This is a genomic window from Arthrobacter sp. FW306-05-C, assembly GCF_021801725.1.
Taxonomy (GTDB): domain Bacteria; phylum Actinomycetota; class Actinomycetes; order Actinomycetales; family Micrococcaceae; genus Arthrobacter.
Genome location: NZ_CP084556.1, coordinates 3,196,211 through 3,221,507, shown reverse-complemented (window position 1 = coordinate 3,221,507; position 25,297 = coordinate 3,196,211). Strand labels below are relative to the sequence as shown.

Below are 25,297 nucleotides of genomic sequence, written 5' to 3'. Positions count from 1 at the left end.
ACATTATTCGGTCATTAGGGCGTCTCACTATTCGGGACGATTGGGACCGTCCAGTGGATGGACACTATCGTTGATAGGTCTGTTTCCATCACAAACCAGGATTGTGACCCCTTATGAACCTTCTGCGGACAAAATCCATCGAGCAGTCGATCGCCGACGCCGATGAGCCCGGACGAAAGCTTAAGCGTTCCCTCAGCACCTGGGACCTCATGATCATGGGCGTCGCCGTTGCTGTTGGCGCCGGTATCTTCTCGGTCGGCGCCAAGGCCGCCGCAAACTTTGCCGGTCCTGCCGTGACGCTCTCCTTCGCCATCGCGGCCGTCACCTGCGCGCTGGCCATCATGTGCTACGCCGAGTTCGCCACCGCCATCCCCGTGGCGGGTTCGGCCTATGTCTTCACCTACGCCACCATGGGCGAACTTCTTGCCTGGATCATCGGTTGGAACCTGATCCTGGAGCTGTTCACGGCCGCGGCCGTGATCGCCAAATACTGGGGCATCTACCTCAGCAAGGTGTTTGCCCTCACCGGCCTGGACATTCCCCCGGCCATCTCGCTGGGCGGCGTGGACCTCTACTGGGGCGCTTTCCTGATCGTTGCCATCTTCACCGTGCTGCTGGTGCTGGGCACTAAGCTCTCCGCTCGGGTGGGCAACATCTTCACGCTGATCAAGATCGCCGTGGTGCTATTCGTGATCGTGGTGGGCTTCACCTACGTGAAGTTCGAAAACTACGCCCCGTTCGTTCCCGCTGCCGAGCCCACTGCGGGCACCGGTGCGGCGGACGTCCTGAAGCAGTCGTTCTTCGGCTTCCTGACGGGCGCTGCCCCTGCCCAGTACGGCACCGCGGGCATCTTTGCCGGCGCCGCCCTGGTGTTCTTCGCCTTCATCGGCTTCGATGTGGTGGCCACCTCCGCCGAGGAAGTGAAGAACCCGCAGAAGACCCTGCCCCGCGGCATCTTCGGCGGCCTGGCCCTGGTGACGCTGCTCTACATCCTGGTCTCCCTGGCCCTGACCGGCATGGTGTCCTACACGCAGCTGGCCGAAGCCAAGAGCCCCACCCTCACCACCGCGTTCGAAGCCGTGGGCGACACCTCCGCCGCCAAGGTCATCGCCTTCGGTTCCCTGGTGGGCCTGACCACCGTGATCATGGTGCTCCTCATGGGCCTGTCCCGCGTGGTGCTGGCCATGAGCCGCGATGGCCTCCTGCCGCGGGCACTGTCCAAGACCAGCGACAAGCGCGCCACGCCGGTCCGCCTCCAGATCATCTGCGGCACCGCGGTTGCCCTGGTGGCAGGCCTCACCAACGTGGACCTGCTCGAGGAAATGATCAACATCGGCACGCTGTCCGCGTTCGTGGTGGTCAGCCTGGGCATCCTGGTGCTGCGCAAGAAGCGCCCGGACCTGAAGCCCGCCTTCCGCGTCCCGTTCGGCAAGGTGCTCCCGGTGGTCTCAGCCCTGCTCTGCCTGTACCTGATGACCAACCTGGCCGTGGAGACCTGGATCTTCTTCGCGTTCTGGCTGGTCCTGGGCCTGGCGATCTACTTCGCCTACGGCCAGCGCCACTCGCGGCTCAACGAGCGCTTCGCCGAAGCCAACGCGACGGTCAATGGCATTTCCAGCACCGCTGCCCTCGCGGCCGCTGAAGCTGATGACGAGGACGAGCTGAGCCGCACCTGACGGCCCTCGAATCCGCCCGACGGCCGGCGCATCACCAGCTGTCCAACTGCCCGCCCGGCCTGTGCCGGGCGGGCAGTTGCTTTTCCAGCCTGCAACTTTGCAAGTTCAGGGCGCCGCGTACTTCCCCACCCACTCGACCAGCGGCCGCAGCTGCCGCCACCTGGCGGCAATCTCGTCCGTGGCGGCTTCCGTGGAAAGCCACTCCGGCTGGCCCAGGTCCACTCCCGTATACAAGGTCTTGTGCTTGAGAAGCTCCGCCCGTGGGTGGTCCCGGCCGAAACCGCGGGGCACCGTCTTGAGCTTCTCGCCTTCAATGAGAAAGCCGGCGGCCGCCACCGCATCCACGATCTCCTCCAGGGCGGCGCCACTCCCCGGGGCGTCCGCTGCCGCCCGGAACCTGGCCAGCTGGGCGGGGGTGTGGGAGCGATAGCCCCCTCCTACCAGCAGCCCGTCGGCGCTGACCTGCAGGTAGTAACCCACCCCTTCCTGCCGGGTGGCGAAGGCGCCCTGGGCAGTCTTGTAGGGTGACTTGTCCTGGGAAAAGCGGACGTCCCGGTAGGGGCGGAACAGCCTGGCCGGACCAAACTCCGGCTCCAGGACCGCCAAAAGTGCTTCCAGTGGCTCCTTGACCGCGGCGTCGTACACGTCCTTGTGGCCAAGCCACCAATCGCGGTTATTGTTCTCTTCCAGCTCCGCATAGAAACGGAAGGCTTCCGTAGGAATGCCTGCAAATGTGTTCATGAACGGAGCCTAGGAGGGCCGCCCGGGGCAGGCCAGGGGACCAGGACCGTATGTGCAAAAAGACCACCCCGCCACGGAACCCGTGGCGGGGTGGTCTTTCGGTTAAGCCTGCAGGAAGCCTGGTCAGCCGATCTTGTTGGCGGACTCTGCATCCGAGGCCGGAGCCGACGGGGCAGCCCCGGCGCCGAGGTTAGCGCGCAGCTTGGCGCCCAGTTCGGCGTCGACGTTGGTCCAGTACTGGATGGCGCGTTCCTTGATGTCGGAACGCTTGACGCCGCCTACTGCGCCGGTGATCGTCTCCAGGAAGCGGGCCTTTTCGGCTTCGTTGTAGACCTCGCGGTACAGCGCGCCGGCCTGGACGAAGTCGCCGTCCTCTGCGTGGAGGGAGTGCGCGGCGAGGGTCAGCTCGCCGTCGTTCTCCCAGCCGCCGGCGGTGTTCTGCGGCTCAACTGCAGCCGGACCACCGAAGGTGTTGGGCGCGTAGACCGGAACGGAGGGAGCGTTGAACAGGAAGCGTCCCTGGCCGTCCTGGCTGTAGTTGTTGACCTGGTTCTTGGGCTGGTTCACCGGGATCTGCGCGTGGTTGGTGCCCACGCGGTAGCGGTGTGCGTCCGCGTAGGAGAAGATGCGGGCCTGCAGCATCTTGTCCGGGGAAGCGGCGATGCCCGGCACGAAGTTCGACGGCGCGAAGGTGGCCTGTTCGATCTGCGCGAAGTAGTTCTCCGGGTTCCGGTTCAGCTCCATGGTGCCCACCTTGATCAGCGGGTAGTCCGCGTGCGGCCACACCTTGGTCAGGTCGAACGGGTTGAAGCGGTAGCTCTTGGCGTCCTCGTAGGGCATGACCTGGACGTGCAGGTCCCAGGAGGGGAAGTTGCCGGCTTCGATGTTCTCGGACAGGTCGCGGATGTAGAAGTCCGCGTCGGAGCCGGCAAGCTGTTCGGCCTGCTCGGAGCTCATGGAGTTCACGCCCTGGTTGGACTTGAAGTGGTACTTGACCCAGAAACGCTCGCCCTCCGCGTTGATCCACTGGTAGGTGTGCGAGCCGTAGCCCTGCATTTCACGCCAGGAAGCGGGCAGGCCGCGGTCACCCATCAGCCAGGTGACCTGGTGTGCGGACTCGGGGGACAGGGTCCAGAAATCCCACTGCATGTCGGCGTCGCGCAGGTGGGTGCCCGGGAGGCGCTTCTGCGAGTGGATGAAGTCCGGGAACTTGATGCCGTCGCGGATGAAGAAGACGGGGGTGTTGTTGCCCACGAGGTCGTAGTTGCCCTCGCTGGTGTAGAACTTCACGGCGAAGCCGCGGGGGTCGCGCCAGGTGTCCGGGGAGCCGTTCTCGCCGGCAACGGAGGAGAAGCGGATCAGCATCTCGGTCTCGACGCCCGGCTGCAGGAATGCAGCCTTGGTGTACTTGGAGATGTCCTCGGTGGTCTTGAACGTGCCGAATGCACCGCCGCCCTTGGCGTGCACTACGCGCTCCGGAACCCGCTCACGGTTGAACTGGGCAAGCTTCTCCACCAGGTAGTGGTCAGTCAGGATGATGGCACCATCGGCACCAACTGACTTCGAGTGTGCGTCGGACGTAACCGGCGCGCCTGACTGGGTTGTGGAAACGGCAGTCATTGTTCTCCTATTTCTCTTTTTCTTGCGAGGGACTGTGGGGAGGAAGTTGCTGGGCCTGCTGGCACTCCTGGCAGATGCCCTGGTACATGACGTCGGCGATCTGGATGGTCATCGGCTTGGCGTCCGGGTTCCAGTGCGGGGTGAGGCACGGGGCGTGGCCGACGGCGCAGTCCACGTCCTCCACGCGCCCGCAGCTGATGCAGATGGCGTGGTGGTGGTTGTCGCCCACACGCGTTTCGTACAGGGCGGGGGAGTGCGGCGGCTCAAAACGGCGCAGCATGTGCAGGTCCGTCAGGTCGCCGAGGACCACATAGACGGACTGGGCCGTCAGTTCGGGGAGCTCGGCGCGGGCGGCGGCAAGGATGCTTTCGGCAGGGGAATGCGGGTGGCGTTCGACGGCGGCGAGTACAGCGAGCCGCTGCTTGGTCACCCTGCGGCCATGGGCGCGCAGGGCTGCAGCCCATGCTTCCTGGCCATCAAAGTGCTCCGTCATGGCTCCATTGAAGCACTTATTTTGAGCAACTCACAATAAGGCTCGGCTAACCTCTCCCCGTGTCCCGCTAGTGTTACGGGGTGGGGAAATTACTTGCCGATGTCACGCCGCTCAAGGAAAGCCCCGCATTCCGCCGGCTCTGGCTGGGATCCGCGGTGTCCGCCGTCGGCAGCCAGCTGACCTTGGTGGCCGTGAGCCTGGAGGTGTACCGGCTGACCCAGGACAGCTTTTACGTGGGCCTGCTGGGCATCTTTGCACTGGTTCCCCTGGTGATAGGCGGCCTGATGGGCGGCTCCATCGCCGACGCCCACGACCGCCGCCGGATCGCCCTGCTGGCCTCCGCCGTGCTGTGGCTGACCACCGGCCTGATCGCGCTTCAAGCCTGGCTGCACCTGGGAAACGTCTGGGTACTGTACCTGCTGGTGGCACTGCAAAGCGGGGCCCAGGCGATCAACCAGCCGGCCCGCAGCGCCATCATCCCCATGCTCATCCGCAAGGAACTCCTGCCCGCGGCCAACGCCCTGAGCATGCTGTCCATGGGCCTGGCCATGACCGCCGGACCCCTGCTGGCCGGCGTGCTGGTGGCCTGGCTGGGATTCGGCTGGACCTACACCATCGACTTCGCCAGCTTCGCCTTCGTCCTCTGGGCGGTGTACCGGCTTCCGCCCATGGCGCCCGCCGGAGCCGGCGGCAGGCCGGGAATCCGCTCCGTCACCGAGGGTTTCCGGTTCCTGGGCACCCGCCCGAACCTCCGCATGACCTTCATCATCGACCTCGTGGCCATGATCCTCGCCCAGCCGCGGGCGCTGCTTCCGGCTGTCGCGGCGCTGGTGATCGGAGGCGGGGAGGCGACCGTGGGCATCCTGCTGGCGTGCACCGCCGTCGGGGCCTTCCTGGCCGGTCTGTTCTCCGGGCCGCTGGGCAGCGTGCGCAGCCAGGGGACCGCCGTCGTCGTTTCCGTCATGGGCTGGGGCGCCTCCATTGGAGCGTTCGGCGCGGTGGTGCTGCTCGCCGGGCCCGCGCCCGACGGTGCTGTGACCGTGTGGCTGCTGCCCGCCGCCGTCTGCTGCGCCCTGGCCGGCATCGCGGACTCTATCAGCAGCGTCTTCCGCAACACCATCCTCCAGGCCGCAGCCCCCGACCATCTGCGGGGTCGGCTCCAGGGCGTGTTCATCGTGGTGGTCGCCGGCGGTCCGCGGATCGGCGATCTGCTGGCAGGTGGCGCGACTAAGATTTTGAGTGAGGGCTGGGTCCTGCTGCTGGGAGGCGGGCTGTGCATCGCGGGGGCGTGGCTGGCGGCGAAGCTGCAGCCGGGCTTCCGGAAGTACGATGCGCGGAACCCGGTTCCCTAGCAAGCCGTTCCTTTAGTAAGGAGGAAACGTGCACAAACATCACAACGGCCTGAAGACCGCGGCACTGTTCGGGGTGCTGTGGGCGGTACTGCTGGGCCTTGGCGGGCTGATCGGGGTGGGGACCCGCAGTTCCACCCCCATTTGGATCATGGCCCTGATCGGGGTCGGCACCACCTTCTACGGGTACTGGAACAGTGACAAGATCGCCATCCGGTCCATGCAGGCCATCCCGGTGACCGAAGCCCAGGCGCCGCAGCTCTACCAGATCGTCCGTGAGCTTTCGATGCGGGCCAACCAGCCCATGCCGCGCATCTATGTCTCGCCCACCATGAACCCGAACGCGTTCGCCACCGGACGCAACCCGCAAAACGCCGCCGTCTGCTGCACCGAAGGCATCCTGCAGCTCTTGGACGCCCGCGAACTGCGCGGTGTCCTTGGCCACGAGCTGATGCACGTCTACAACCGGGACATTCTCACCTCGTCCGTGGCGGCCGCCGTCGCGGGCGTCATCACCTCGGTGGGGCAGATGCTGCTGTTCTTTGGCGGCGGCGACCGCCGCAACGCCAACCCGCTGGCGATGATCGCCATGGCGCTGCTGGCGCCCTTCGCGGCGTCGCTGATCCAGATGGCCATCTCACGCACCAGGGAGTACGACGCCGACGAGGACGGCTCGCAGCTCACCGGCGATCCGCTGGCGCTCGCCTCAGCCCTGGCCAAGATTGAGCGCGGCGTCAGCCTTGCGCCGCTGCCGCAGGACCAGCGGCTGGTCAACGCATCGCACCTGATGATCGCCAACCCGTTCCGCGGCGGGGCCATGAACAAGCTGTTCGCAACGCACCCGCCCATGCGCGACCGCATCACCCGCTTGGAGCGGATGGCTGGCCGGCAGCTGTAGCCGGCATCCCGCCGTCGCCGCTTGCTGGACATTTTCGATGCGCAACCTATTTTTCGACGCGCATATTCACTGGCGCCCCCCAAGAAACGGGTGCGCCAGCGAACATGCGCGACGGTTTCGAGTTTGCGCGTCGAAGACGACGGCGGCGCGGGCCGTGCAAGGCAGCCGCGGCGGTCAGGCGAAGAGTCCTTCGCCGATGAAACCGCCAGGCTTCACACCGCCCGGGACGGCGAACAGGCCGGAACCCGTGTGCTTCAGGTATTCCACGGCCAGCGTGTCGCCCTTGGCCATGGCCATCTGCATGGGCACGTAGTGGGTGCGCGGGTCGGTGACGAAGGCAATGAAGAACAGGCCGGCGTCGAGGTGGCCCACGCCGTCGGACCCGTCCGTATAGTTGTAGCCCCTGCGCAGCATCCGCACCCCGCTGTTCTGGCTGGGGTGGGCCATCCGCATGTGTGAATCGAGTGGAATCAGGGGCTTGCCGCCTTTGCCTCGGCGCGCGAAATCCGGTTCGGTGAACTCTTCGCCGCCGGACAGGGGCGCGCCGGTCCCCTTGGTCCTGCCGATCAGGCCTTCCTGTTCGCCCAGCGAGGTCCGGTCCCAGATCTCGATATGCATGCGGATCCGGCGCGCCACCAGGTAGCTGCCGCCCTCCAGCCAGGCATCCTGCGGCCGGGGAGCGTGGGCCCACACATGCTGGTCCAGCAGTTGGTCATCCTCGACCTTGAGGTTGTTGGTCCCGTCCTTGAAACCGAACAGGTTCCGCGGAGTTTGCTGGGCGCGGGAGGTGGAGGAGGTCCGGCCAAAGCCCAGCTGCGACCACCGGACCCGCACTTTCCCAAACCCAATCCTTGCCAGGTTCCGGATGGCGTGGACTGCCACCTGGGGGTCGTTGGCACAGGCCTGGACCACCAGGTCACCGCCGCTGCGGGCAGGGTCCAGGTCGTCGCCGGGGAAATGCGGCAGCTCGATTAGGGCCTCGGGCCGCCGGCCGTCCAGGCCGAAGCGGGCCACCCCGTCCTTTTCGAACAGGCTGGCGCCGAAACCGAAGGTCAGGGTCAATTTGCCCGCATTGAGGTCCAGGGCCTCGCCGGTGTCTTCAGGGGGTGCGCCGTAGGGCCCGTCCACAGCGCCCGTTGTCCCGGCGGGGCGCCCTTCGGTCAGCGCCTCCGCTGCCTCGGTCCAGTCCTTGAGGAGCTGGATGAGTTCTTCACGCTTGGTGGTGGTGACATCGAACGCCGCCATGTGCAGGCGGTCCTGGGCCGGGGTGGTGATGCCGGCCTGGTGGTCGCCGTGGAAGGGGACCACCGGACTGTCGGCAGAAGGCGCGGGCGCCGCAGTGGCCGCCACGGCGTCGTGCCCCAGGAAGCCGGCGGCAAGCCCGGCGGCGGCGCCGCCCAGTCCTGCGATGCCAAACAGTCCGCGCCTGCTCAGTCGGGATCCGGCCGTCGGGCCTTCCCCCTGCGTGGTATCCGCAGATACCTTATCGGTTGCGACTGCCGGCGCCGGTCCGGAAGCTTCCGGCGGCCGGCCGCTAAAGGGGCACCCGGTCACAGGACCACCGCCGCGGTCAGCCGGGACAGTGGTTCGCCCAGGGCGTCAACCAGCGACGCGAGCCGTTGGACCTGTTCCGGCGTCAGTTTGTCGTACGAGATGAAATCCGCACCTTGGGCATGGGTGGCAAGTTCTGCCTGCAACGCTGCGAACTTTTCGTCCAGCGAGGCGGCCAGGGCGGAGTCCTTTTGCAGCAGCGCGGGCTTCAGGCCTTCAAACGCAATGCGTGCACCGTCAACGTTCGCCTGGAAGTCCCAGAGGTCGGTGTGCGACCAGATTTCCTCTTCGCCGGTCACCTTGCCCGTGGCCACTTCGTCGAGGAGTTCCTTGGCGCCGTTGCCCAGCATGTCCGCGGAGATTTCAAGCGTCCGGGTGCGTTCCACCAGGTCCTTGGTGTCGGCCACCATGCGATCGGCGATGGCTGAGCGTTCGGCCGGCGTCATGGCGGTGTAGCCGGCGGGCGGGAAGAGATCCTTTTCCGCGCGGTGCCAGCCGGTCCACTCCTGGCCCGGCTCGAGGTCGGCCTCGCGTGCATCGAGCTGCGGGTCCAGGTCCCCGAATGACTCGGCAACGGGCTCAATCCGTTCCCAGTGCTGCCGGGTGGCGGCGTACAGCCGCCTCGCCTCACCGGCATTGCCGCCCGCGAAGGCTGCAGCGAACTGCTCAGTGCCAGTGAGCAGCTGTTCGCTTTGGTCTTTCACGTAGGACGCATACTGCGTGGTTGCGGTGTCCAGCAGGTGCTGGAAATCTGCGTCCGCGGACGGCTGGTTGCCGGACTGCGTCACCTCCAAGGCACCCCGGATCCCGTCGCCTTCCATGCCGGGCTTGCAGGCAGTGGTGTACGTGCCGGCGGGGGCGGTGACCACCAGGTTGCGGCTGAGCCCGGGCCCGATGTTTTCCACTTCGCCCAGAATGCGGAGCCCGTCCGCTGCCAGCAGGTAGAACTCCGTGACTTCTGTGCCTTCATTCTTGACGGAGAACGTAAGGTTGCCGCTTGTGACGCTGGTTGCCGAGACCCTGCAGTCGGTGTTCGAGCTGACCACGTTGATGGCGCCCCCGTTGGAGTCCGCAGCCTTGGTGTTGTCGGTGCAGCCGGTGAGCAGCAGGGGGACGGACACCACGGCGGCAGCCAGCAAAGCGAGCTTGATATCGCGGGTGGCGGCATTTTTGGGCAGGTTGTTTTCGGGCAGATTAAAGCCAGGCATGGGGATTCCTTTGGGTGCGGGTGGCGCGGGAGTTAAGCGGCTGCGACGGCCTTGCCGGCGGGGTTTGTGCCAGCAGTAGTGGGCTTGGGCGTCTTGCGGTTCGTATGCAGGTACAGGAACAGCACCGGCAGGACGTAGAGGAGCCAGGCGCCCGCCTCGAGCCAAGTTGTGGCGGGGGAGAAGTTCAAGGTTCCCTTCAGCAGTGTCCCGTACCACGACGACGGCGGGACGGCGACGCTGATGTCGAAGGCCAGGGAGTGCAGCCCCGGAAGCAGGCCGGCTTCCTGGAGGTCGTGGATTCCGTAGGACAGGACGCCGCCGGCGATGATGACGAGGGCGGCACCGGTCCACGTGAAGAAGCGGGAGAGGTTCACTCTCAGGACGCCGCGGTGCAGCAGGTAACCGACGCCGGCCGCGGCAAGCAGGCCGAGGACGGCGCCGGCAAGCGGCTGCGTGGATTCGCCCGTGGCCTTGGCCGCCGCCCAAAGGAACAGCGCCGTTTCCAGGCCCTCACGTCCCACCGCGATGGCGGCAACCACGGCCAGGCCCCACCCGGTTCCATCGGCCGACTTATCGACGTGGGACTTCAAGTGGCTTCCGAGCGTCCGCGCGGTGCGGGCCATCCAAAAGACCATCCACGTGACCAGGCCTACGGCGAGAATGGAGAGGCCGCCGCCGATCGCCTCCTGTGCCTCAAAGGTGAGTCCCCTGGGACCGAAGGTGAGGAGCGCGCCGAAGCCGGCTGACACAGCCAGCGCCGCCGCAACACCTGCCCAGATGCAGGGGATGAGGTGGCGCCGGTCCGTCTTGGCCAAGTAGGCCATCAGGAGGACTACCACCAGGGTGGCTTCGAGTCCTTCGCGCAGGCCGATCAGGAAGTTGGCAGTCATGGAAGTTCTTTCACTCAGGTAAGCCTTACTTAGGAAGGCCTAAGAAAGAGATTACCCGGCAGGCGGTATTACGCAAACCAAACGTGGCGTAATTGGCGCTGGATTACGCCCGGGTCTGTTGCCCTGGGCTACCGTCTGGGTTGCTGCGACTCGACAACCCCCGGCACGCAAAAAGGCCGGCGCACCCCGTATATCGGGTGCGCCGGCCTTTTCCTGCAGCGCCGGGAACTATGGCGTCGATTACGACGCCGCGGCAGGACGGCTGCTAGCTGTATTGACCACAGACGTTAGTGACGCCCGGCGTGGTTTGGTGACATGAAGAAGACCTCCGGGTGGAGTGGGGCTTGTCTAGAGTCCTTTTCCACACACGGAGGTCTTCGTGTCCCACCCTAATGCTTTCCTCACTCCTCGTGGCCGGTTACAGCTCGCGCAGTGTGTTGTTGATCAGTGCTGGAGCCTGCGCCGTGCCGCGGAGCGGTTTCAGGTTTCGGTCCCGACTGCTGAACGTTGGGCGAAGCGCTACCGCCAGGAGGGACCCGAAGGAATGGTGGACCGTTCGAGTCGGCCACATTCCTCGCCCCGCAGGACTGCTACGCGTACCGAACGGAGGATCATCGCCGTGCGTGTGAACCGCCGGTGGGGCCCTGCCAGGATCGGCTATCTGCTGGGTCTGCACCCCTCGACCGTCCACCGGGTACTGTCCCGCTACCGGCTGGCGAAACTAACCTGGCTCGATCGCGGCACAGGACGAGTGATCCGCCGCTATGAACACGACAGGCCGGGGGATTTGGTCCACGTGGACATCAAGAAGCTGGGCCGGATCCCCGATGGCGGCGGACATCGAGTCGTGGGCAGGATCGCTGGCTGGAAGAACAAGACCGGCACCAAGGCCAACCGCCGGCCCGGCTACCACTACCTCCACAATGCCGTGGATGACCACTCACGACTGGCTTACACCGAGATCCTCACTGACGAAACCAAGGAAACGGCAGCAGGCTTCTGGGTGCGGGCAAACGCCTGGTTCAAAGAACACGGAGTTACCGTCCAACGTGTTCTGACTGACAACGGGAACTGCTACCGGTCCCATGCTTTCGCCGAAGCGCTGGGTCCGAATATCAAACACAAACGCACCCGCCCCTACAGACCACAAACCAACGGCAAAGTCGAACGGTTCAACCGCACCATGCTTGAGGAATGGGCCTACATCCGCCCCTACCGCTCAGAAGCCGAGCGAGTTGCTGCTTTCCCCGACTGGCTCCATGCTTACAATCACCATCGAGCCCACACTGCACTCAAAGGTAAGACACCGGCCAGCCGCGTCATCAACCTCTCAGGTCAATACAGCTAGCTGCGGAAGTTCACGAACTGCAGGTCGGCTTCGTCGAAGTCCTTCAGCAGGGCCATGGTGGCCTGCAGGTCGTCACGGGACTTGGAGGAAACGCGGAGTTCGTCGCCCTGGATCTGGGACTTGACGGACTTGGGGCCTTCGTCGCGGATCAGCTTGTTGATTTTCTTGGCCAGGTCCTGGGCGATGCCTTCCTTAATGGAGGCCTCGAGCCGGTATTCCTTGCCGGAAGCATAGGGCTCGCCGCTGTCCAGCGACTTGAGCGAGATGCCGCGCTTGATCAGCTTGGACTGGAAGACATCCAGGACAGCCTTGACGCGTTCCTCCGAGTTGGCCTTCATGAGGATTTTTTCGCCGCTGAAGTCGATCTCGGCGCCAACACCCTTGAAGTCATAGCGCTGGGCAATTTCCTTCTGGGACTGGTTGAGTGCGTTGGCCACTTCCTGCTTGTCCACCTTGCTTACGACGTCGAACGTTGACTCGCCTGCCATGACTCTCCTTTTGCTGATGGGAGCCCTGCCGGGGGACAGGGCCTGGATTCCTGCGTTCCAGCCTAATACGGATGCCGCGGCCGGTGGGATGCGCATTTCACAGTTCCCTCTCAGCGGAAGCACCGGCGGAATGAAGGAGCGGTGGCCAGAGTTGGACGAGAGGTACAGCAGTTGAAGGGAACACCGCCATGCGCCGCAAAGCCGCCCGCTACGTCACCCGCACCACCACGGCGGCAGCCGGGGCAGTGGCCACGGCCGCAACGTCAGTGGCCGCGGCAGCGGTGGCCGCGTCCATCGTCCTCAGCCCGGTGGCGGATGCTTCATCCCGGATGGACGGCGTGCGGGCCGACCTTCAGCGGGCCGTACAGCTGAACCAGATCACTGAAGAACAGGCGCTCAGCTTTGAGGCCAAGCTGGCGGGGCGCATCCTGGGCCAGGCATAAGTCCGGGTTTTTCGCGCGGTTCCAGGGCTTTTGAGGTGCCGCAGGCCCCGATTCGATTCTTCGGCGGAAGTTCTGTAAAGTTGTCTTGCCCGCGGTTACTGAAGCGGAAAGGACCGGAAACGGATCCTTCCGAACACTGCATCAACGGGTACTTCTTTTGAAGTTCGGCAGATTACCCGAGCGGCCAAAGGGGGCTGACTGTAAATCAGCTGGCAACGCCTACGGGGGTTCGAATCCCTCATCTGCCACCCAAGGAAAGCCTCCGGAACCAACAGGTTCCGGGGGCTTTTTCGTTGTCCGGTGCCCTGCTCCAGAGCGCCCAGGCAAGGCTCCTGCCGCCGTCGACACGATGTTGGGGCGGGCATAATCTGGAAGTATCGGCGCATGTGCTCCGATGCCCTGCGTCGATATCCCACATCGATGAAGGAGGATTCAATGAGTGCCGTACGCGAATTCATGACCACTGATGCGCGATGTGTCCGGGAAGGCGAGTCCCTTCTGGACGCGGCCCGTATGATGCGGGACCTCGATTGCGGAGCTCTTCCCATCTGCGGTGACGACGGCAAGCTGAAGGGCATGGTCACCGACCGTGACATCGTGCTCAAGTGCGTCGCCGCCGGCCGTGACCCGGGTCAGACCATGGCCCGCGAGCTGGCCTCCGGCAAGCCGTACTGCGTCGACGCCGACGCCAACGTTGACGAAGCCATCCACATGATGGAGGAGCACCAGGTCCGCAGGCTCCCGGTGATCTCGGACCACAAGCTGGTGGGCATCATCAGCCAGGGCGACATTGCGCGCAACTACAACGAACAGCGCGTGGGTGAACTGGTGGAACACATCTCAGAACGCCACGGGATCTAGCTCAGGCAACCACGGCCTTGTCCGCGGATCCAGCCCTTGAAGGGTTCGGACCCGCGGACAGGCTTAAGAACTTTGCGGTTCAACAGGTTTCGTGCACAGGTTCAGTTCAGCGCGATCAGGAGCATCGTGCTGGTTCCCGGGATGCAGGTCTGCAGGATGGCCCGGGGGAAGCCGCCGAAGACCGCGATGACGTCATTGGTGGTTCCCGGGTTGGGGACCGTGCCGCGCCCCGTCACCGTGTACGTGCCGTAGCCCGGAATGCTCACCGTCTCGCCCACGCCGATTCCGGAGAAGCGGGCCCACCCGCCGCAGAAATCGTGCTCGGTGATGAACAGCGAGTAGCCGTCATTCGGGGTGTAGTGGATGGGCCCGATGCAGGCGTCCACCATCGACTGGCCCCCGGAGCCCGCAACGTAGATGGTGCGGACGGCAGGTGCTGCAGGGACAGCTACGGGCGCGGGAGCAGGAGCGGGTGCGGCTGCTGGAGCCGGGGCCGCGGCGGGCTCAGGTGCGGCAGCCGGTGCCGGTGCAGGGGCTGCTACTGCTACCGGCGGCCCGGTCAGCAGCAGCGTTTCGCCCGGGTAGATGATGCTGTAGGCGCTCAATCCGTTGGCTGCGAGCATCGCGTTCATGTCCACGCCATGGGACGCTGCAATCGCACCTACGGTGTCGCCGGCCACCACCGTGTACGAATTGGGATCGCCCGCAGGTCCTGGGACCGGCGCAGGTGCCGGTTCCGGTGCGGGCGCGGGCGCGGGGGCCGGGGCGGGTTCGGGCGCTGCGGGAGCGGGCGCTTCTGATGCCGGCGCAGGTGCTGCCTCCGCAGCCGGCGCAGCTCCCTTGGCCGCAACTGCCGCCACGGCATCGTCGCCGTCGGGGGTGCTTGGCGGCGCTGGCGCGGCGGTTTCTGCGACCTGGGCCGCCGGCGTCGTGCCACCGCTGAGCAAGGTGGGCGGCGCCGCCAGGGCGCCGACGCCCACTGCGGCCACCACCGCCGCCGTGGCCATGCCGGCCCACAATTTGTTGCTGATTACCGGGCGCCCGGTGCTGAGGTCCGTGCGCGGTTCGTCTGTGGCGAAGCTTCTGCTGGTGCCGTCGGGGGAGGTGGATGTCTTCGGGTTCATGGGTTGCCCATCAGGTGTCGGTCCTGCCCGGGCATGCGAGGCACGCCGGGACTGGACGGAGCGAGATGTGATTGCACCGCCGGGCCCCGGCAAACGACGGAACCGGTGGCGGTACAGATTGGAGGCATCCGCACACCCAGAAAATGCAGAGCTCCGCGTGAAGGAAGGTCTCCCGGAAGCCACCCGGGGGACCTGCCAGTGCGTGTTGGTCCTAGGAACCCCGAGTCTAGGAATCGTGCCAAGGGGCGGGCACCAGTAGGACTTACCCGACTTTTCCGGCCCGGTACTCGCCTGCCCGGGGCCCGCTACTCAAGCAGCGACGGCCCGGTACTTGCCGTTACAGCGGGCGGTGTTCCCGCAGTTCAGCGATTTCCTGCCGCAGCAGTGCGATCTCCGCCACCAGTTCCGCCACCTCAACCCGGACCGGTTCCTCCACCGCCTCGGCCACCGATTCAGCGGTGTCCTCAACGCGTTGGACCAGCCAGGACGCGATGGAGGCGGTAACTACACCCAGCACGGCGATCCCGCTCATCATCAGCGCCGTGGCCACCAAGCGGCCGATGGGCGTCACCGGATACATGTCCCCGTAGCCCACGGTGGTGATGGTGGCGGTGGCCCACCAGAGGGCATCGCCAAACGTGGTGATCTTGGCGTCCGGAGCCCACTGCTCCACATCCAGCACGGCCAGCGCTCCCACGAAGACCAGCAGTGCAGCAGACGCCGCCACGTACGTCACTACCCGGCCGCGCAGGGTCTCGCCCACCGTCCGGTGCAGTACGGACAGCAGTGTCACCAGCCGCAGCAGCCGCAGGGGCCGGAAGAACGGCAGGGCCACGATCACCAGCTCATGCAGGTTTCGGATGAACCACTGCCGGCGCTTTTCCGCCAGCCACAGGTTTGCCGCATAGTCCAGGACAAAGACGCACCACGTCACCCACATGACGGCCTCGAGCCAGTCGGCCCAGCTGCCTTCAACCCGGCCGATCACCTGCCAGGCGTAGGCGCCCAGGAAGACAAGCGCGGTAGCCATCAGGGGCCACTCCGCCAAGTCCCGCTAACGTTGCTGCGTCATGCAGGAAATCCTACGGCGGTGGGCACGCCGGTCAGCAGCCTGCACAATGTTACTCGCGGGTAGCATTGGTCCATGCACCTGCTTCTGAGAACCTTGCTCCTGCTCTTCCGGTCGAAGCGTCGCCCGCCCCTCACGGTGTGGGAGGCGTCCTCCCTGCCCCTGCGCGTCCTGCCCACGGACATCGACATCGCCATGCACGTGAACAACGGCATGTACCTGTCCCTCATGGACCTGGGCCGGTTCGACCTGATGGTCCGCAGCGGCATCTGGCAGCGGATGCGCCGCCGGGGCTGGAGCCCGGTGGTGTCGGCCGAGACCATCTCCTTCCGCAAATCGCTGCAGCTGTGGCAGGACTACACCATCGAGACCCGCATCATCGGGCTGGACACCAAAGCGATCTTCTTCGAGCAGCGCATGGTGGCCGACGGCGAGATTTACGCCCGCGCCTACATCGCCACCCGGCTGGTCACCAAGACCGGCCCGGTCAGCCAGGAGGACATCCTCGCGGAATTCGGCGCCCCGCCGGCGGACCTCATGCTCCCCGAGTGGATCCACGAATGGCGTGCCGCCAGCGCCCTCCCAGGCAGCCGCACACCGGCCCCGCATCTCTGGAATGCCGACGCTTAAAGCCGGGTGCCGGCGTCGTCCTTCCTGCTATTCCCAATGACGCGGGGAGCGAACAGGCGCGACAGGGAGGGGCCGGGCGCGTACCGTGGACACATGGCTACCCTTGACATCACAGGTGAAAAGTTCGCATCCACGATCGAAGGCAACGACATTGTCCTGGTCGATTTCTGGGCAGAATGGTGCGGTCCCTGCAAGCAGTTCGGCCCCACGTATTCCGCGGTCTCGGAAAAGCACCCGGACGTCCTCTTCACCAAGGTGGACACCGAAGCTGAGCAGCAGCTCGCCGCGGAGGCGGGCATTACCTCCATCCCCACGTTGATGGCCTTCCGCGAAAAGGTGCTGGTGTTCTCGCAGCCCGGCGCCCTGAACGCCCAGCAGCTGGAACAGGTGGTGGACGCCGTGAAGGCGTTGGACATGGAAGAAGTCCACGCCCATGTGGCCAAGCAGCGGGAGGAAGCGGAAGCGGCGGCAAGCAAGCCCGCCGGATCCCAGGGCGGCACCCAGGACGGCACGCAGATCCCCGACTTCTAAGACTTGTCTTAAATCAAATGCGGGACCCCCCTTTGGAGGTCCCGCATTCTGTGTTTAAGGCGCTGCGCTAGACGCGTTCCACCTTGACCGGCTCGGCCAGCAGTGCGCTCAGCGACTCGTTCAGGTCCTGCACGGCGGTGCCCTTGGAGTGCTTGTCCAGATCTTCCTCGGACGCCCACTGCTCGGTCAAAACCAGCTTTTCCTCCGTGGCCTCGGTCAGCTCGTAACGGATGCAGCCGGGCTCCTTCACCACCTCATCGATCGCGATATCCAGGGCCAGTTTGACGCGGTGGAACTCGCCCTCGTTGGGGATGAACGTTGCTATCAGATCAATGGGTGCACTCATGGTTTTCACAATACCGGGCCCTGCTGATACCTCCGGTTCTGTTGCGTCCGTTTCCCCGCCTGTCGTCCTTCTCCTGCCGTGATCCTGTTGGTAGCGTGCCTTCATGCGTGCTTACACAGCCGGGGACACTGACGTCCCGCTCCTGGAGGAAACCATCGGCGCCAACTTCGAGCGGGTGGTGGCACGGTTTCCGCTCCATGACGCCCTGATCGAGGCCGCCCCGGTGCCGGGCGGTGACGCCCGCCGCTGGAGCTACACCAAGATGAACGACGACGTCGACCGGCTGGCACGCGCGCTCCTCGCCTTGGGCGTCGCCAAGGGGGAGAGGGTGGGCATCTGGAGCCCCAACTGCGCCGAGTGGACCCTGCTGCAGTACGCCACCGCCAAAGTCGGCGCCATCCTGGTCAACGTCAACCCGGCGTACCGCAGCCATGAACTCGAGTTCGTGGTCAAGCAGAACGGCATGCGAATGCTGGTCACGGCGCCGTCGGACAACAACAGCGACTACGTGGCCATGGCGCGCCAGGCCCTCCTGACCTGCCCGGACCTGCGGGAGCTCGTCTTCCTCCCGGACCACGGCCTGGACCCCCTCAAGGCCGGCAGCCCCCAAAGCGATGCCGAACTCACGTACGCCGAACTGCTCACCCGGGCGGACGGCGTCGCACATCCGGTACTAAAGGCCCGCATGGCCGAACTTTCTCCGCACGACCCCATCAACCTGCAGTACACCTCCGGCACCACCGGATTCCCCAAAGGCGCCACGCTGACGCACCACAACATCCTGAACAACGGCTTCGCCATCGGCGAGCTGCTGGGCTATACGGAACGTGACCGGGTGGTCATCCCCGTGCCGTTCTACCACTGCTTCGGGATGGTGATCGGCAACCTCAACGCGCTCAGCCACGGTGCCGCCACGATCATCCCGGGGCGCGGCTTCTCGCCCGCCGCGGCACTCGAGGCCGTCCAGGATTTTGCGGGCACGGCGCTGTATGGCGTGCCCACCATGTTCATCGCCGAGCTGGCCCTGCCCGACTTCGGGTCCTACGACCTCTCGACGCTGCGCACGGGCGTGATGGCGGGCTCGCTGTGCCCCATTGAGGTGATGACCCGGGTCATTTCGGAGATGAACATGGTGGACGTTGCCATTTGCTACGGCATGACCGAGACCTCGCCGGTGTCCACCATGACCCGCAAGGGGGACACTCTCCAGCAGCGCACCGAGACGGTGGGCCGGACCATGCCGCAGCTGGAAAGCCGGATCGTGGACCCTGCCACCGGCGAGGAGCTGGAACGCGGGCAGATCGGGGAACTCTGCACCCGCGGCTATGCCGTCATGGCGGGTTACTGGAACCAGCCGGAGAAGACGGCCGAGGCGATTGACTCCGACGGCTGGATGCACACCGGCGACCTGGCCCGCATGGACGACGACGGGTACGTGGTGGTGGAAGGCCGGATCAAGGACATGGTCATCAGGGGCGGCGAGAACATCTATCCCCGGGAGATCGAGGAGTTCCTGTACACCCACCCCGACATCCAGGACGTGCAGGTGATCGGGGTCCCGGATCCGCGGTACGGCGAGGAACTGATGGCCTGCGTCATCCTCAAGCCCGGCGCCGGCCCGCTGACCGCTGAGTCCCTTGCCGAGTTTTGCCGCGGCCGGCTGGCCCACTACAAGATCCCCCGGTACGTGGAAGTCCGCGAGAGCTTCCCGATGACGGTCTCGGGGAAGATCCGCAAGGTCCAGATGCGCGAGGAGGCCGTGGCCCGGCTGGGCCTCTAGGCGTTGACGCGGCGCCGGCGGCTGGTTCCCGCGCGGACGGCCACGACGGCCGCAATAGCCACTGCTGCCAGCGCCGTCAGGGCCAGGACCGCCCCGCTTTCCCACTGCGGCAGCGACAGCGTGCGGGTGCTGCCGCCGGTCGTCTCGCTGCGGGGGATGTTCCAGTCGTCCTGGGAGGGGAAGATGCCGGCCGGTAGCTTCTCCTGCTGGAGCTCCCGCTGGGCGGCCAGCCGGTCCCGGACCTCCTGGTTCGGAGCGGGCACGATCGTGTCCGCGACTACCGCGGCAGGAAGGTTCACGATGTACGGCTCACCGTAGAACGCGGAGGATGCCACCGATTCCAGCCAGGTGCCCGGCGGCGTTTCGACGCCGTGCCGTGCGAAGGCAGCACGCAGCATCTCCTGGATCTCGTCGAGGCCCCTGCCATCGGCGTCCCGGGTGACCTCAAAAATAGCCAGCTGAAGCCGTACCTTCTCGTCCCCCATCGGGTCCGCGACGGTGGGATCATGAGCGTTCGGGTCATCGGCGGTGGGATCCTGTGCGTCGGGGTCCAGGGCTGCGGGGTCGGCGGCTTGCCGCCCGCTGCTGGCCCGGTTCGTGCTGACTGGGTTGGTGCTCATGGGGTCTCTTCCGTCCTGTTCAGCATTCCGCCTCGCGGGCGGCCTTCACCCATGGCCGTACCCATTGCCCCGTGGATCAAGCGCCCAGGTTGAAAAGTGGGGCCGCGGAAAGGAACGCCGCTGGAAAGAGGGCCTGCGGTGCGCACGCACATCAGGCCCACGGGTCAGTGCCCGCGGTGGTCCTGGATGGTCATGCGCGGGCCGAAGGTGGGTTTGCGGAAGCCGGTGCTTTGGATCATCCGGACCACGCGCTGGCGGTGTCCCCGCCAGGGCTCCAGCAGCCGGAGCATCCCGGCGTCGTCCGTCCGGCGTCCGGTCAGTGCCGCCCCCACGTAGGACGCCAGGTGGTAATCGCCCACCGAAATCGAGTCAGGGCAACCATGGGTGCGCTGCACCACCTCGGCCGCAGTCCACACCCCGATGCCGGGGATCACCTGCATCTTCTCCGCTGCCTCAAGTGCCGGCAATACCGCAAGGCGTTCAAGCGCGACGGCGGAACGCAAAGCCCGCATGACCGTGGCGGAGCGCTGGGGTCCTACGCCCGCCTTGTGCCACTCCCAGCTGGGAATCTGCAGCCACTGCGCGGCGGTTGGCGGCACGACGAGGCCCGCCGGGGTGGATGATCCTGCCGGGGGAGCAGGCGTTCCATAGCGGTGCACCAGGTAGCGGTAGGCGCGCCGCGCCTCGATCACCGTCACCTTCTGTTCCAGGATGATCGGCACCAGCTGGTCCACCATGCGGCCGCTGGATGGCAGCCGGACCGACAGGCTGCGCCGCCGCGCCTCCCGGACAGTGTGGGGCAGAGTGGCGTGGAAGTCGGGGTCGTCGAAACTCCGCCAGTCGTCGTCCGCCCCCAGAAGCCGGGGTGCCGCCTGCACGGCGGCTGCGGCGCCCGGCCCCCACGCCTGGATGTCCACCAACGGTCCGCCTGCTTCGCCGCCGCCCGCCGGGGCGAGCCGCATGGTGGCCGGGCCGGCCGGCGTCGTAAATGCGTTCCAGATGACATCCCCCTGGACGCAGAACGAAGGATCACTGTTGCCGCGCAGGAGCGGCGCAAGGGTGCGGGAAAGACTGTAGGGAGCCTCTGGACACCACCGCAGGGACACGTCCGCCGCGGCCGCCAGCCGGGGAGGTGCGTCTGCGATCGTCATGCCTTCCATCGTCCCACGGACCACGGACAGCGGCGGGACCATCGGCCCTTCTGCGCTTTCCGGGCCCGGATTACGATCACCGCGTGGTACCCGGGCGACCGGAAGATGACCGCGAATAACAAAACACGGAGGGCAATGATGGGCGGAGTAGTGCATTTCGAGATCCCCGCGGACGACCAGAAGCGGGCCAGGAAGTTCTACCAGGAGGCACTGGGCTGGCGGATCGAAGCGGTGCCGGGGATGGACTACAGCATGGTCATCACCACGGACATGGACGACGACGGCCAGCCGGCGGCCGCGGGCGCCATCAACGGGGGAATGATGGCCAGGGATGGCCAAATCACCACCCCGGTCATCACCGTCGACGTTCCGGACATCAACGCCACCCTCAAGAGCGTGGAGCAGTTGGGCGGCTCGGTGGTCATGCCCAAGAACGAGATTCCCGGAATAGCTACACCGCCTACTTCAAGGACCCCGAGGGCAACGTCATGGGCCTGTGGGAAAACCTTCCCGGCGGAGACCGGGGCACAGGCAGCTGATCCCGCCGGCCTCAGGCCATACCGCTGACCAGCCACAGCGCCAGCACGGCCAGCGGCACGGTCGCCGCAACGGCCACCAGGCCCGCGGCGGCGAACCCGCCCCACCTGATAGGAACGTTCAGGACGCGTAGCCGCTCATGCCACAGGAGCGTTGCCAGCGAGGCCCATGGGGTCACCAGCGGGCCCAGGTTCACGCCAATCAGCAGGGCGGCCAGCCTGGCCGGCGAGCCCGCCACCGGTTCCAGCGCCAGGTAGGCGGGAAGGTTGTTGGCGGCGTTGGCCGCGCCGGCCCCCACTCCGGCCAGCTGCAGCAGTGCGGGCAGTGTGTCCCCGGACCCCGCGACACCGGCCAGCAGGGTGGTGAGGCCGTGCGAATGCAGGGTCTCCATCAGCATGAACAGGCCCACCGTCAGCATCAGCGGCCGCCAGGGAACCATGGACCACCGCAGCACGGAGGGCCTGCGGCGCAGGAAGACCACCAGCAGGACGGCGGCCGCGGCGAGCGCCGGGTACTGGACGGGGACACCGGACACCAACGCGGGCAGCAGGACCAGGAGCGTAATGGCGGCCGCCTTCAGCAGGGTGGGGTCGCGAACAGGGTGCGCCGGCTGCGGCCCGTAGGTTCCGCGCAAATCGCGGCGGAAAGCCAGCCACAGCAGGACCAGCGGAACCAGCAGGCCAACCAGCGAAGGAGCCCAGACCAGTCCCGCGAAGCGCCACGGGCTTAGCCCCAGCCGGTCCTGGGCCAGGAGGTTGGTCAGGTTGGAGACCGGCAGCAGCAGGGAAGCGGTATTGGCCAGCCAGATGCTGGTCAGCGCGAACGGCAGCGGCGGGATGCGCGCATGGACCGCCAGCAGGACCACCACGGGCGTCACCAGCACGGCGGTGGTATCCAGGGACAGGAACACGGTGGACACCGTGGCCACCCCCACCACCAGGAGCCACAGCAGGAAGACCCGCCCCCGGCCCAGGGCGGCCAGCCGGTCCGTCACTACCCGGAACAGTCCTGCCTCGTCCACCAGTTCGGTGACCAGGGACATCGCCAGTACGAAGGCCAGGATGGGAATGGTTCGGGCAGCCAGCTCCCCGAATGCGGGCAGGGGGAGTACGCCAAGTGCCAGGCTGGCCAGGCCTGCTGCCAGGATGGCGCCGGGCAGCAGGTAGCTCCGGGCAGCTTTGAGCCATGCGAACTGCTTCACCGGCCTATCCTTGCACCCCGGGCAGGGAACGGCGCACAGGAAGCGGTAGCTTTGTACCTATGAAGTACGCCCAGTCCATCCTGGACCTCATCGGCAATACCCCGCTCATCAAACTCAACCATGTGACTGAGGGCATCAAAGCCACCGTCCTGGTCAAGCTGGAGTACCTGAATCCCGGCGGCTCCATCAAGGACCGCATCGCAGCCCAGATGATCGAGGACGCCGAACGCGAGGGCAAGCTGAAGCCCGGCGGCACCATCGTGGAGCCCACGTCCGGCAACACCGGCGTAGGCCTGGCCCTGGTGGCACAGCAAAAGGGCTACAAGTGCGTCTTCGTGGTGCCGGACAAGGTGGGCGAGGACAAGCGTGCCGTGCTGCAGGCCTACGGCGCCGAAGTGGTGGTCACGCCCACCTCGGTACCGCCGGACAGCCCGCAAAGCTACTACGGCGTCTCGGACCGGATCACCCGCGAGACCCCGGGCGCCTTTAAGCCGGACCAGTTCTCCAACCCCGCCGCACCGGGCAGCCACTACAAGACCACGGGCCCGGAGATCTGGCGGGACACCGACGGCAAGGTCACCCACGTCGTCATTGGCGCCGGCACAGGCGGCACCATCACCGGCACCGGCCGCTACCTTAAAGAGGTTTCGGCTGACAGGCCGGAATCCGACGGCGGACTGGTCCGGATCATCGGCGCGGACCCCGCGGGGTCGGTCTACTCAGGAGGAACCGGGCGCCCGTACTTTGTTGAGGGCGTCGGCGAGGACATGTGGCCGGCGAACTACGACAAGACAATCCCGGACAACGTCATCGCGGTCACCGACGCCGACTCCTTCGCCATGACCCGCCGCCTGGCCCGGGAAGAGGGGCTGCTGGTGGGCGGTTCCTCGGGCATGGCGGTAGTAGCCGCGCTGCAGGCGGCCCGGGACCTGCCGGAAAGTGCCGTCGTCGTGGTCATCCTGCCCGACTCGGGCCGCGGCTACCTGGCCAAGATCTTCAACGACCAGTGGATGCGTTCCTACGGGTTCCTCTCCGGCGGTGAGGAAACCTCCGTGGGGGAGGTCATCAAGTCCAAGAACGGCGAGCTGCCGGACCTGGTGCACATCCACCCCAACGAGTCCGTCCGCGATGTCATCAACATCATGAACGAGTTCGGCGTCGGCCACATCCCGGTCCTGTCGCAGGAACCGCCCGTGGTCATGGGCGAGGTCCTGGGCGCCGTGGACGAGCGCACCCTCACCGCCAAGCTGTTCCGCGGCGAAGCCAAGCTCACGGACAAGATTTCCGAGCATATGGGCCCCAAGCTGCCCGTCATCGGATCGCTGGAAACCATCTCCGCCGCCAGGGAACTGCTCTCGGACTCGGACACCCTGATGGTCACGTTCGTGGGCGCTCCCGTGGGCATCCTCACCCGGCACGACCTGCTGGCCTACCTCAGCAACTGAACTGCCTGACCCGATCAGCCAACCCCGATAAGGAGCATCATGCCTGCCTCTGAAAACCAGGGTTTCAACACCCGCGCCGTTCACGCCGGCCAGGACTTCGAGCCCCGCACCGGGGCCGTAGTGCCGCCGCTGCACTTCAGCTCCACGTATGCGCAGGACGGCATCGGCGGCCTGCGCAGCGGCTACGAGTACGGTCGCGGCGCCAACCCCACCCGGGATGCGCTGCAGGAACAGTTGGCCGCGCTGGAACTGGGCACCCACGCCTACAGCTTCAGCTCCGGCCTCGCCGCGGAGGACGCCCTCATCCGTGCGCTGACCCGGCCCGGGGACCACATCGTGCTGGGCAACGACGCGTACGGCGGAACCTACCGGCTCATCAGCCGTGTCCTGGGGGACTGGGGGATAGGCAACACCCCGGTGGACATGGCCAACCTGGACAGGGTCCGCCGTGCGGTGGCTGCGCACAAGACCCGGTTCGTGTGGGTGGAGACGCCGTCCAACCCGCTGATGAAGATCACCGACATCGTGGCGCTCGCCGACATTGCGCACGACGCCGGCGCCCTCCTGGTCGTCGACAACACCTTCGCGTCCCCATACCTGCAGAACCCGCTCGCCCTGGGTGCCGACGTGGTGGTCCACTCCACCACCAAGTACATCGGCGGCCATTCGGATGTGGTGGGCGGCGCCGTCGTGGTCAAGGACGCGGAGTTGGCGGAGAAGATCGGCTTTGTGCAGTTCGCCGTCGGCGCCGTCTCCGGGCCCATGGACGCCTTCCTGACCACCCGAGGCCTCAAGACGCTGGGCGTCCGGATGGACCGGCACAGCGAGAACGGGCAGGCAGTGGCCGAATGGCTGCTGGAACGCCCCGAGGTGGAGGCCGTCCTCTACCCGGGCCTGCCGAACCACCCGGGCCACGAGCTCGCCAAAAGGCAGATGCGCAAGTTCGGCGGCATGGTGTCCGTGCAGTTCAAGGGCGGTGAAGCTGCCGCCCGCAAGGTGGCCGAGTCCACGTCCGTGTTCACTCTGGCGGAGTCGCTGGGCGGCATCGAGTCGCTCATGAACTACCCCTCCGAGATGACCCACGCCTCCGTCAAGGGCACCGAGCTGGCCGTCCCGGTCAACCTGCTGCGGCTCTCCTGCGGCATCGAGGACAAGGAAGACCTGATCGCAGACCTGGACCAGGCGTTCACCTCCATCCCGTAGCCCACCCCCGCGAGATGCCACTTAATAGCAATGTTTGCGACCCGGACTGCCGTTAAATGGCATCTTGCGGGAACTCTAGCTTTCTTCAAGAAAG

Annotated in this window: 24 protein-coding genes, 1 tRNA gene and 1 pseudogene; 13 read left to right on the top strand and 13 right to left on the bottom strand. The window is 66.1% G+C overall.

Going from position 1 to position 25,297, the window contains the following annotated elements; translation table 11 throughout:
* The first annotated feature begins 113 nt into the window (after positions 1-113).
* On the top strand, positions 114-1,676 hold the full coding sequence (locus tag LFT44_RS14950; protein WP_236799195.1) for an amino acid permease: 1,563 nt from the start codon (positions 114-116) through the stop codon (positions 1,674-1,676).
* Between the two features lie 105 nt (positions 1,677-1,781).
* On the opposite strand, the gene LFT44_RS14945 is transcribed toward LFT44_RS14950, so the two are convergent.
* The 3 genes from LFT44_RS14945 to LFT44_RS14935 all read right to left on the bottom strand — a co-directional run bounded on the left by LFT44_RS14945 (position 1,782) and on the right by LFT44_RS14935 (position 4,530).
* Positions 1,782-2,417, bottom strand: coding sequence for a DUF2461 domain-containing protein (locus LFT44_RS14945; RefSeq protein WP_236799194.1), 636 nt, complete (start codon positions 2,415-2,417; stop codon positions 1,782-1,784).
* 123 nt (positions 2,418-2,540) lie between these two features.
* Complete coding sequence (locus LFT44_RS14940; protein WP_236799193.1) at positions 2,541-4,037, bottom strand: catalase; 1,497 nt, start codon at positions 4,035-4,037, stop codon at positions 2,541-2,543.
* A 7-nt stretch (positions 4,038-4,044) separates the two neighbouring features.
* Positions 4,045-4,530, bottom strand: a complete 486-nt coding sequence (locus LFT44_RS14935) for a Fur family transcriptional regulator (RefSeq protein ID WP_142133005.1) — start codon at positions 4,528-4,530, stop codon at positions 4,045-4,047.
* Positions 4,531-4,610: 80 nt separating this feature from the next.
* Here LFT44_RS14935 and LFT44_RS14930 point away from each other — a divergent pair, with 80 nt between their 5' ends.
* The gene (locus tag LFT44_RS14930; RefSeq protein WP_236799192.1) at positions 4,611-5,882 is read left to right on the top strand and encodes an MFS transporter; all 1,272 of its coding nucleotides are present in this window, start codon (positions 4,611-4,613) and stop codon (positions 5,880-5,882) included.
* Positions 5,883-5,910: 28 nt separating this feature from the next.
* The gene (gene htpX / locus LFT44_RS14925; RefSeq protein WP_236799191.1) at positions 5,911-6,777 is read left to right on the top strand and encodes a zinc metalloprotease HtpX; all 867 of its coding nucleotides are present in this window, start codon (positions 5,911-5,913) and stop codon (positions 6,775-6,777) included.
* Between the two features lie 174 nt (positions 6,778-6,951).
* On the opposite strand, the gene efeB is transcribed toward htpX, so the two are convergent.
* Genes efeB through efeU form a run of 3 tightly spaced genes read right to left on the bottom strand, consistent with a single transcriptional unit; the run spans position 6,952 to position 10,426 of the window.
* Positions 6,952-8,331 carry an iron uptake transporter deferrochelatase/peroxidase subunit gene (gene efeB / locus LFT44_RS14920; RefSeq protein ID WP_236799190.1) on the bottom strand — a complete coding sequence of 460 codons (1,380 nt, stop codon included), beginning with the start codon at positions 8,329-8,331 and terminating at the stop codon, positions 6,952-6,954.
* Positions 8,328-9,536 carry an iron uptake system protein EfeO gene (gene efeO, locus LFT44_RS14915; RefSeq protein WP_236799189.1) on the bottom strand — a complete coding sequence of 403 codons (1,209 nt, stop codon included), beginning with the start codon at positions 9,534-9,536 and terminating at the stop codon, positions 8,328-8,330. Before efeO ends, efeB begins: the two co-directional genes overlap by 4 nt.
* A 32-nt stretch (positions 9,537-9,568) precedes the next feature.
* Positions 9,569-10,426, bottom strand: a complete 858-nt coding sequence (gene efeU, locus LFT44_RS14910) for an iron uptake transporter permease EfeU (RefSeq protein WP_236799188.1) — start codon at positions 10,424-10,426, stop codon at positions 9,569-9,571.
* A gap of 379 nt (positions 10,427-10,805) precedes the next feature.
* Between efeU and LFT44_RS14905 the strand changes: the two genes are divergently transcribed.
* Positions 10,806-11,774, top strand: coding sequence for an IS481 family transposase (locus LFT44_RS14905; protein ID WP_236799187.1), 969 nt, complete (start codon positions 10,806-10,808; stop codon positions 11,772-11,774).
* Here LFT44_RS14905 and LFT44_RS14900 read toward each other — a convergent pair.
* On the bottom strand, positions 11,771-12,262 hold the full coding sequence (locus LFT44_RS14900) for a YajQ family cyclic di-GMP-binding protein (RefSeq protein ID WP_009357171.1): 492 nt from the start codon (positions 12,260-12,262) through the stop codon (positions 11,771-11,773). The genes LFT44_RS14905 and LFT44_RS14900 overlap by 4 nt on opposite strands.
* 188 nt (positions 12,263-12,450) lie before the next feature.
* Here LFT44_RS14900 and LFT44_RS14895 point away from each other — a divergent pair, with 188 nt between their 5' ends.
* From LFT44_RS14895 to LFT44_RS14885, 3 genes are all read left to right on the top strand, one after another.
* A complete protein-coding gene (locus LFT44_RS14895) occupies positions 12,451-12,705 on the top strand; it encodes a hypothetical protein (protein ID WP_236799186.1) in 255 nt (84 codons plus the stop codon).
* Between the two features lie 166 nt (positions 12,706-12,871).
* Positions 12,872-12,953: transfer RNA gene (locus LFT44_RS14890), tRNA-Tyr, on the top strand.
* A gap of 187 nt (positions 12,954-13,140) precedes the next feature.
* Positions 13,141-13,566, top strand: coding sequence for a CBS domain-containing protein (locus LFT44_RS14885; protein ID WP_236799185.1), 426 nt, complete (start codon positions 13,141-13,143; stop codon positions 13,564-13,566).
* A gap of 101 nt (positions 13,567-13,667) precedes the next feature.
* Here LFT44_RS14885 and LFT44_RS14880 read toward each other — a convergent pair whose 3' ends face one another.
* Both LFT44_RS14880 and LFT44_RS14875 read right to left on the bottom strand, forming a co-directional pair.
* Positions 13,668-14,690: a LysM peptidoglycan-binding domain-containing protein gene (locus tag LFT44_RS14880; protein WP_236799184.1), complete on the bottom strand. Its 1,023-nt coding sequence runs from the start codon at positions 14,688-14,690 to the stop codon at positions 13,668-13,670.
* Between the two features lie 337 nt (positions 14,691-15,027).
* Positions 15,028-15,720, bottom strand: coding sequence for a potassium channel family protein (locus tag LFT44_RS14875; protein ID WP_236799183.1), 693 nt, complete (start codon positions 15,718-15,720; stop codon positions 15,028-15,030).
* Positions 15,721-15,834: 114 nt separating this feature from the next.
* On the opposite strand from LFT44_RS14875, the gene LFT44_RS14870 reads away from it, so the two are divergent.
* Both LFT44_RS14870 and LFT44_RS14865 read left to right on the top strand, forming a co-directional pair.
* Entirely contained in the window at positions 15,835-16,389 is a 555-nt protein-coding gene (locus LFT44_RS14870) for an acyl-CoA thioesterase (protein ID WP_236799182.1), read from the top strand.
* Between the two features lie 93 nt (positions 16,390-16,482).
* A complete protein-coding gene (locus tag LFT44_RS14865) occupies positions 16,483-16,920 on the top strand; it encodes a thioredoxin family protein (protein ID WP_236799181.1) in 438 nt (145 codons plus the stop codon).
* A 67-nt stretch (positions 16,921-16,987) separates the two neighbouring features.
* Here LFT44_RS14865 and LFT44_RS14860 read toward each other — a convergent pair whose 3' ends face one another.
* The gene (locus LFT44_RS14860) at positions 16,988-17,266 is read right to left on the bottom strand and encodes a putative quinol monooxygenase (protein ID WP_142133016.1); all 279 of its coding nucleotides are present in this window, start codon (positions 17,264-17,266) and stop codon (positions 16,988-16,990) included.
* A 103-nt stretch (positions 17,267-17,369) separates the two neighbouring features.
* Here LFT44_RS14860 and LFT44_RS14855 point away from each other — a divergent pair, with 103 nt between their 5' ends.
* Positions 17,370-19,046: an AMP-binding protein gene (locus LFT44_RS14855; RefSeq protein WP_236799180.1), complete on the top strand. Its 1,677-nt coding sequence runs from the start codon at positions 17,370-17,372 to the stop codon at positions 19,044-19,046.
* Here LFT44_RS14855 and LFT44_RS14850 read toward each other — a convergent pair.
* Together LFT44_RS14850 and LFT44_RS14845 are read right to left on the bottom strand one after the other, a co-directional pair.
* Positions 19,043-19,666, bottom strand: a complete 624-nt coding sequence (locus tag LFT44_RS14850) for a hypothetical protein (RefSeq protein ID WP_236799179.1) — start codon at positions 19,664-19,666, stop codon at positions 19,043-19,045. The two genes, LFT44_RS14855 and LFT44_RS14850, sit on opposite strands and share 4 nt — an antisense overlap.
* 164 nt (positions 19,667-19,830) lie before the next feature.
* Positions 19,831-20,817, bottom strand: coding sequence for a DNA-3-methyladenine glycosylase family protein (locus tag LFT44_RS14845; protein ID WP_236799178.1), 987 nt, complete (start codon positions 20,815-20,817; stop codon positions 19,831-19,833).
* 135 nt (positions 20,818-20,952) lie between these two features.
* Between LFT44_RS14845 and LFT44_RS14840 the strand changes: the two are divergent.
* Positions 20,953-21,356 (top strand): annotated as a pseudogene (locus tag LFT44_RS14840) (VOC family protein).
* Between the two features lie 11 nt (positions 21,357-21,367).
* Here the strand turns inward: LFT44_RS14840 and LFT44_RS14835 are convergent.
* A complete protein-coding gene (locus LFT44_RS14835; protein WP_236799177.1) occupies positions 21,368-22,555 on the bottom strand; it encodes an SLC13 family permease in 1,188 nt (395 codons plus the stop codon).
* Between the two features lie 59 nt (positions 22,556-22,614).
* Here LFT44_RS14835 and LFT44_RS14830 point away from each other — a divergent pair, with 59 nt between their 5' ends.
* Together LFT44_RS14830 and LFT44_RS14825 are read left to right on the top strand one after the other, a co-directional pair.
* Entirely contained in the window at positions 22,615-24,000 is a 1,386-nt protein-coding gene (locus LFT44_RS14830) for a cystathionine beta-synthase (protein ID WP_236799176.1), read from the top strand.
* A 39-nt stretch (positions 24,001-24,039) separates the two neighbouring features.
* Positions 24,040-25,203 (top strand): cystathionine gamma-synthase, encoded by a 1,164-nt coding sequence (locus tag LFT44_RS14825; RefSeq protein WP_236799175.1) that lies wholly within the window; start codon positions 24,040-24,042, stop codon positions 25,201-25,203.
* Positions 25,204-25,297: the final 94 nt, after the last annotated feature.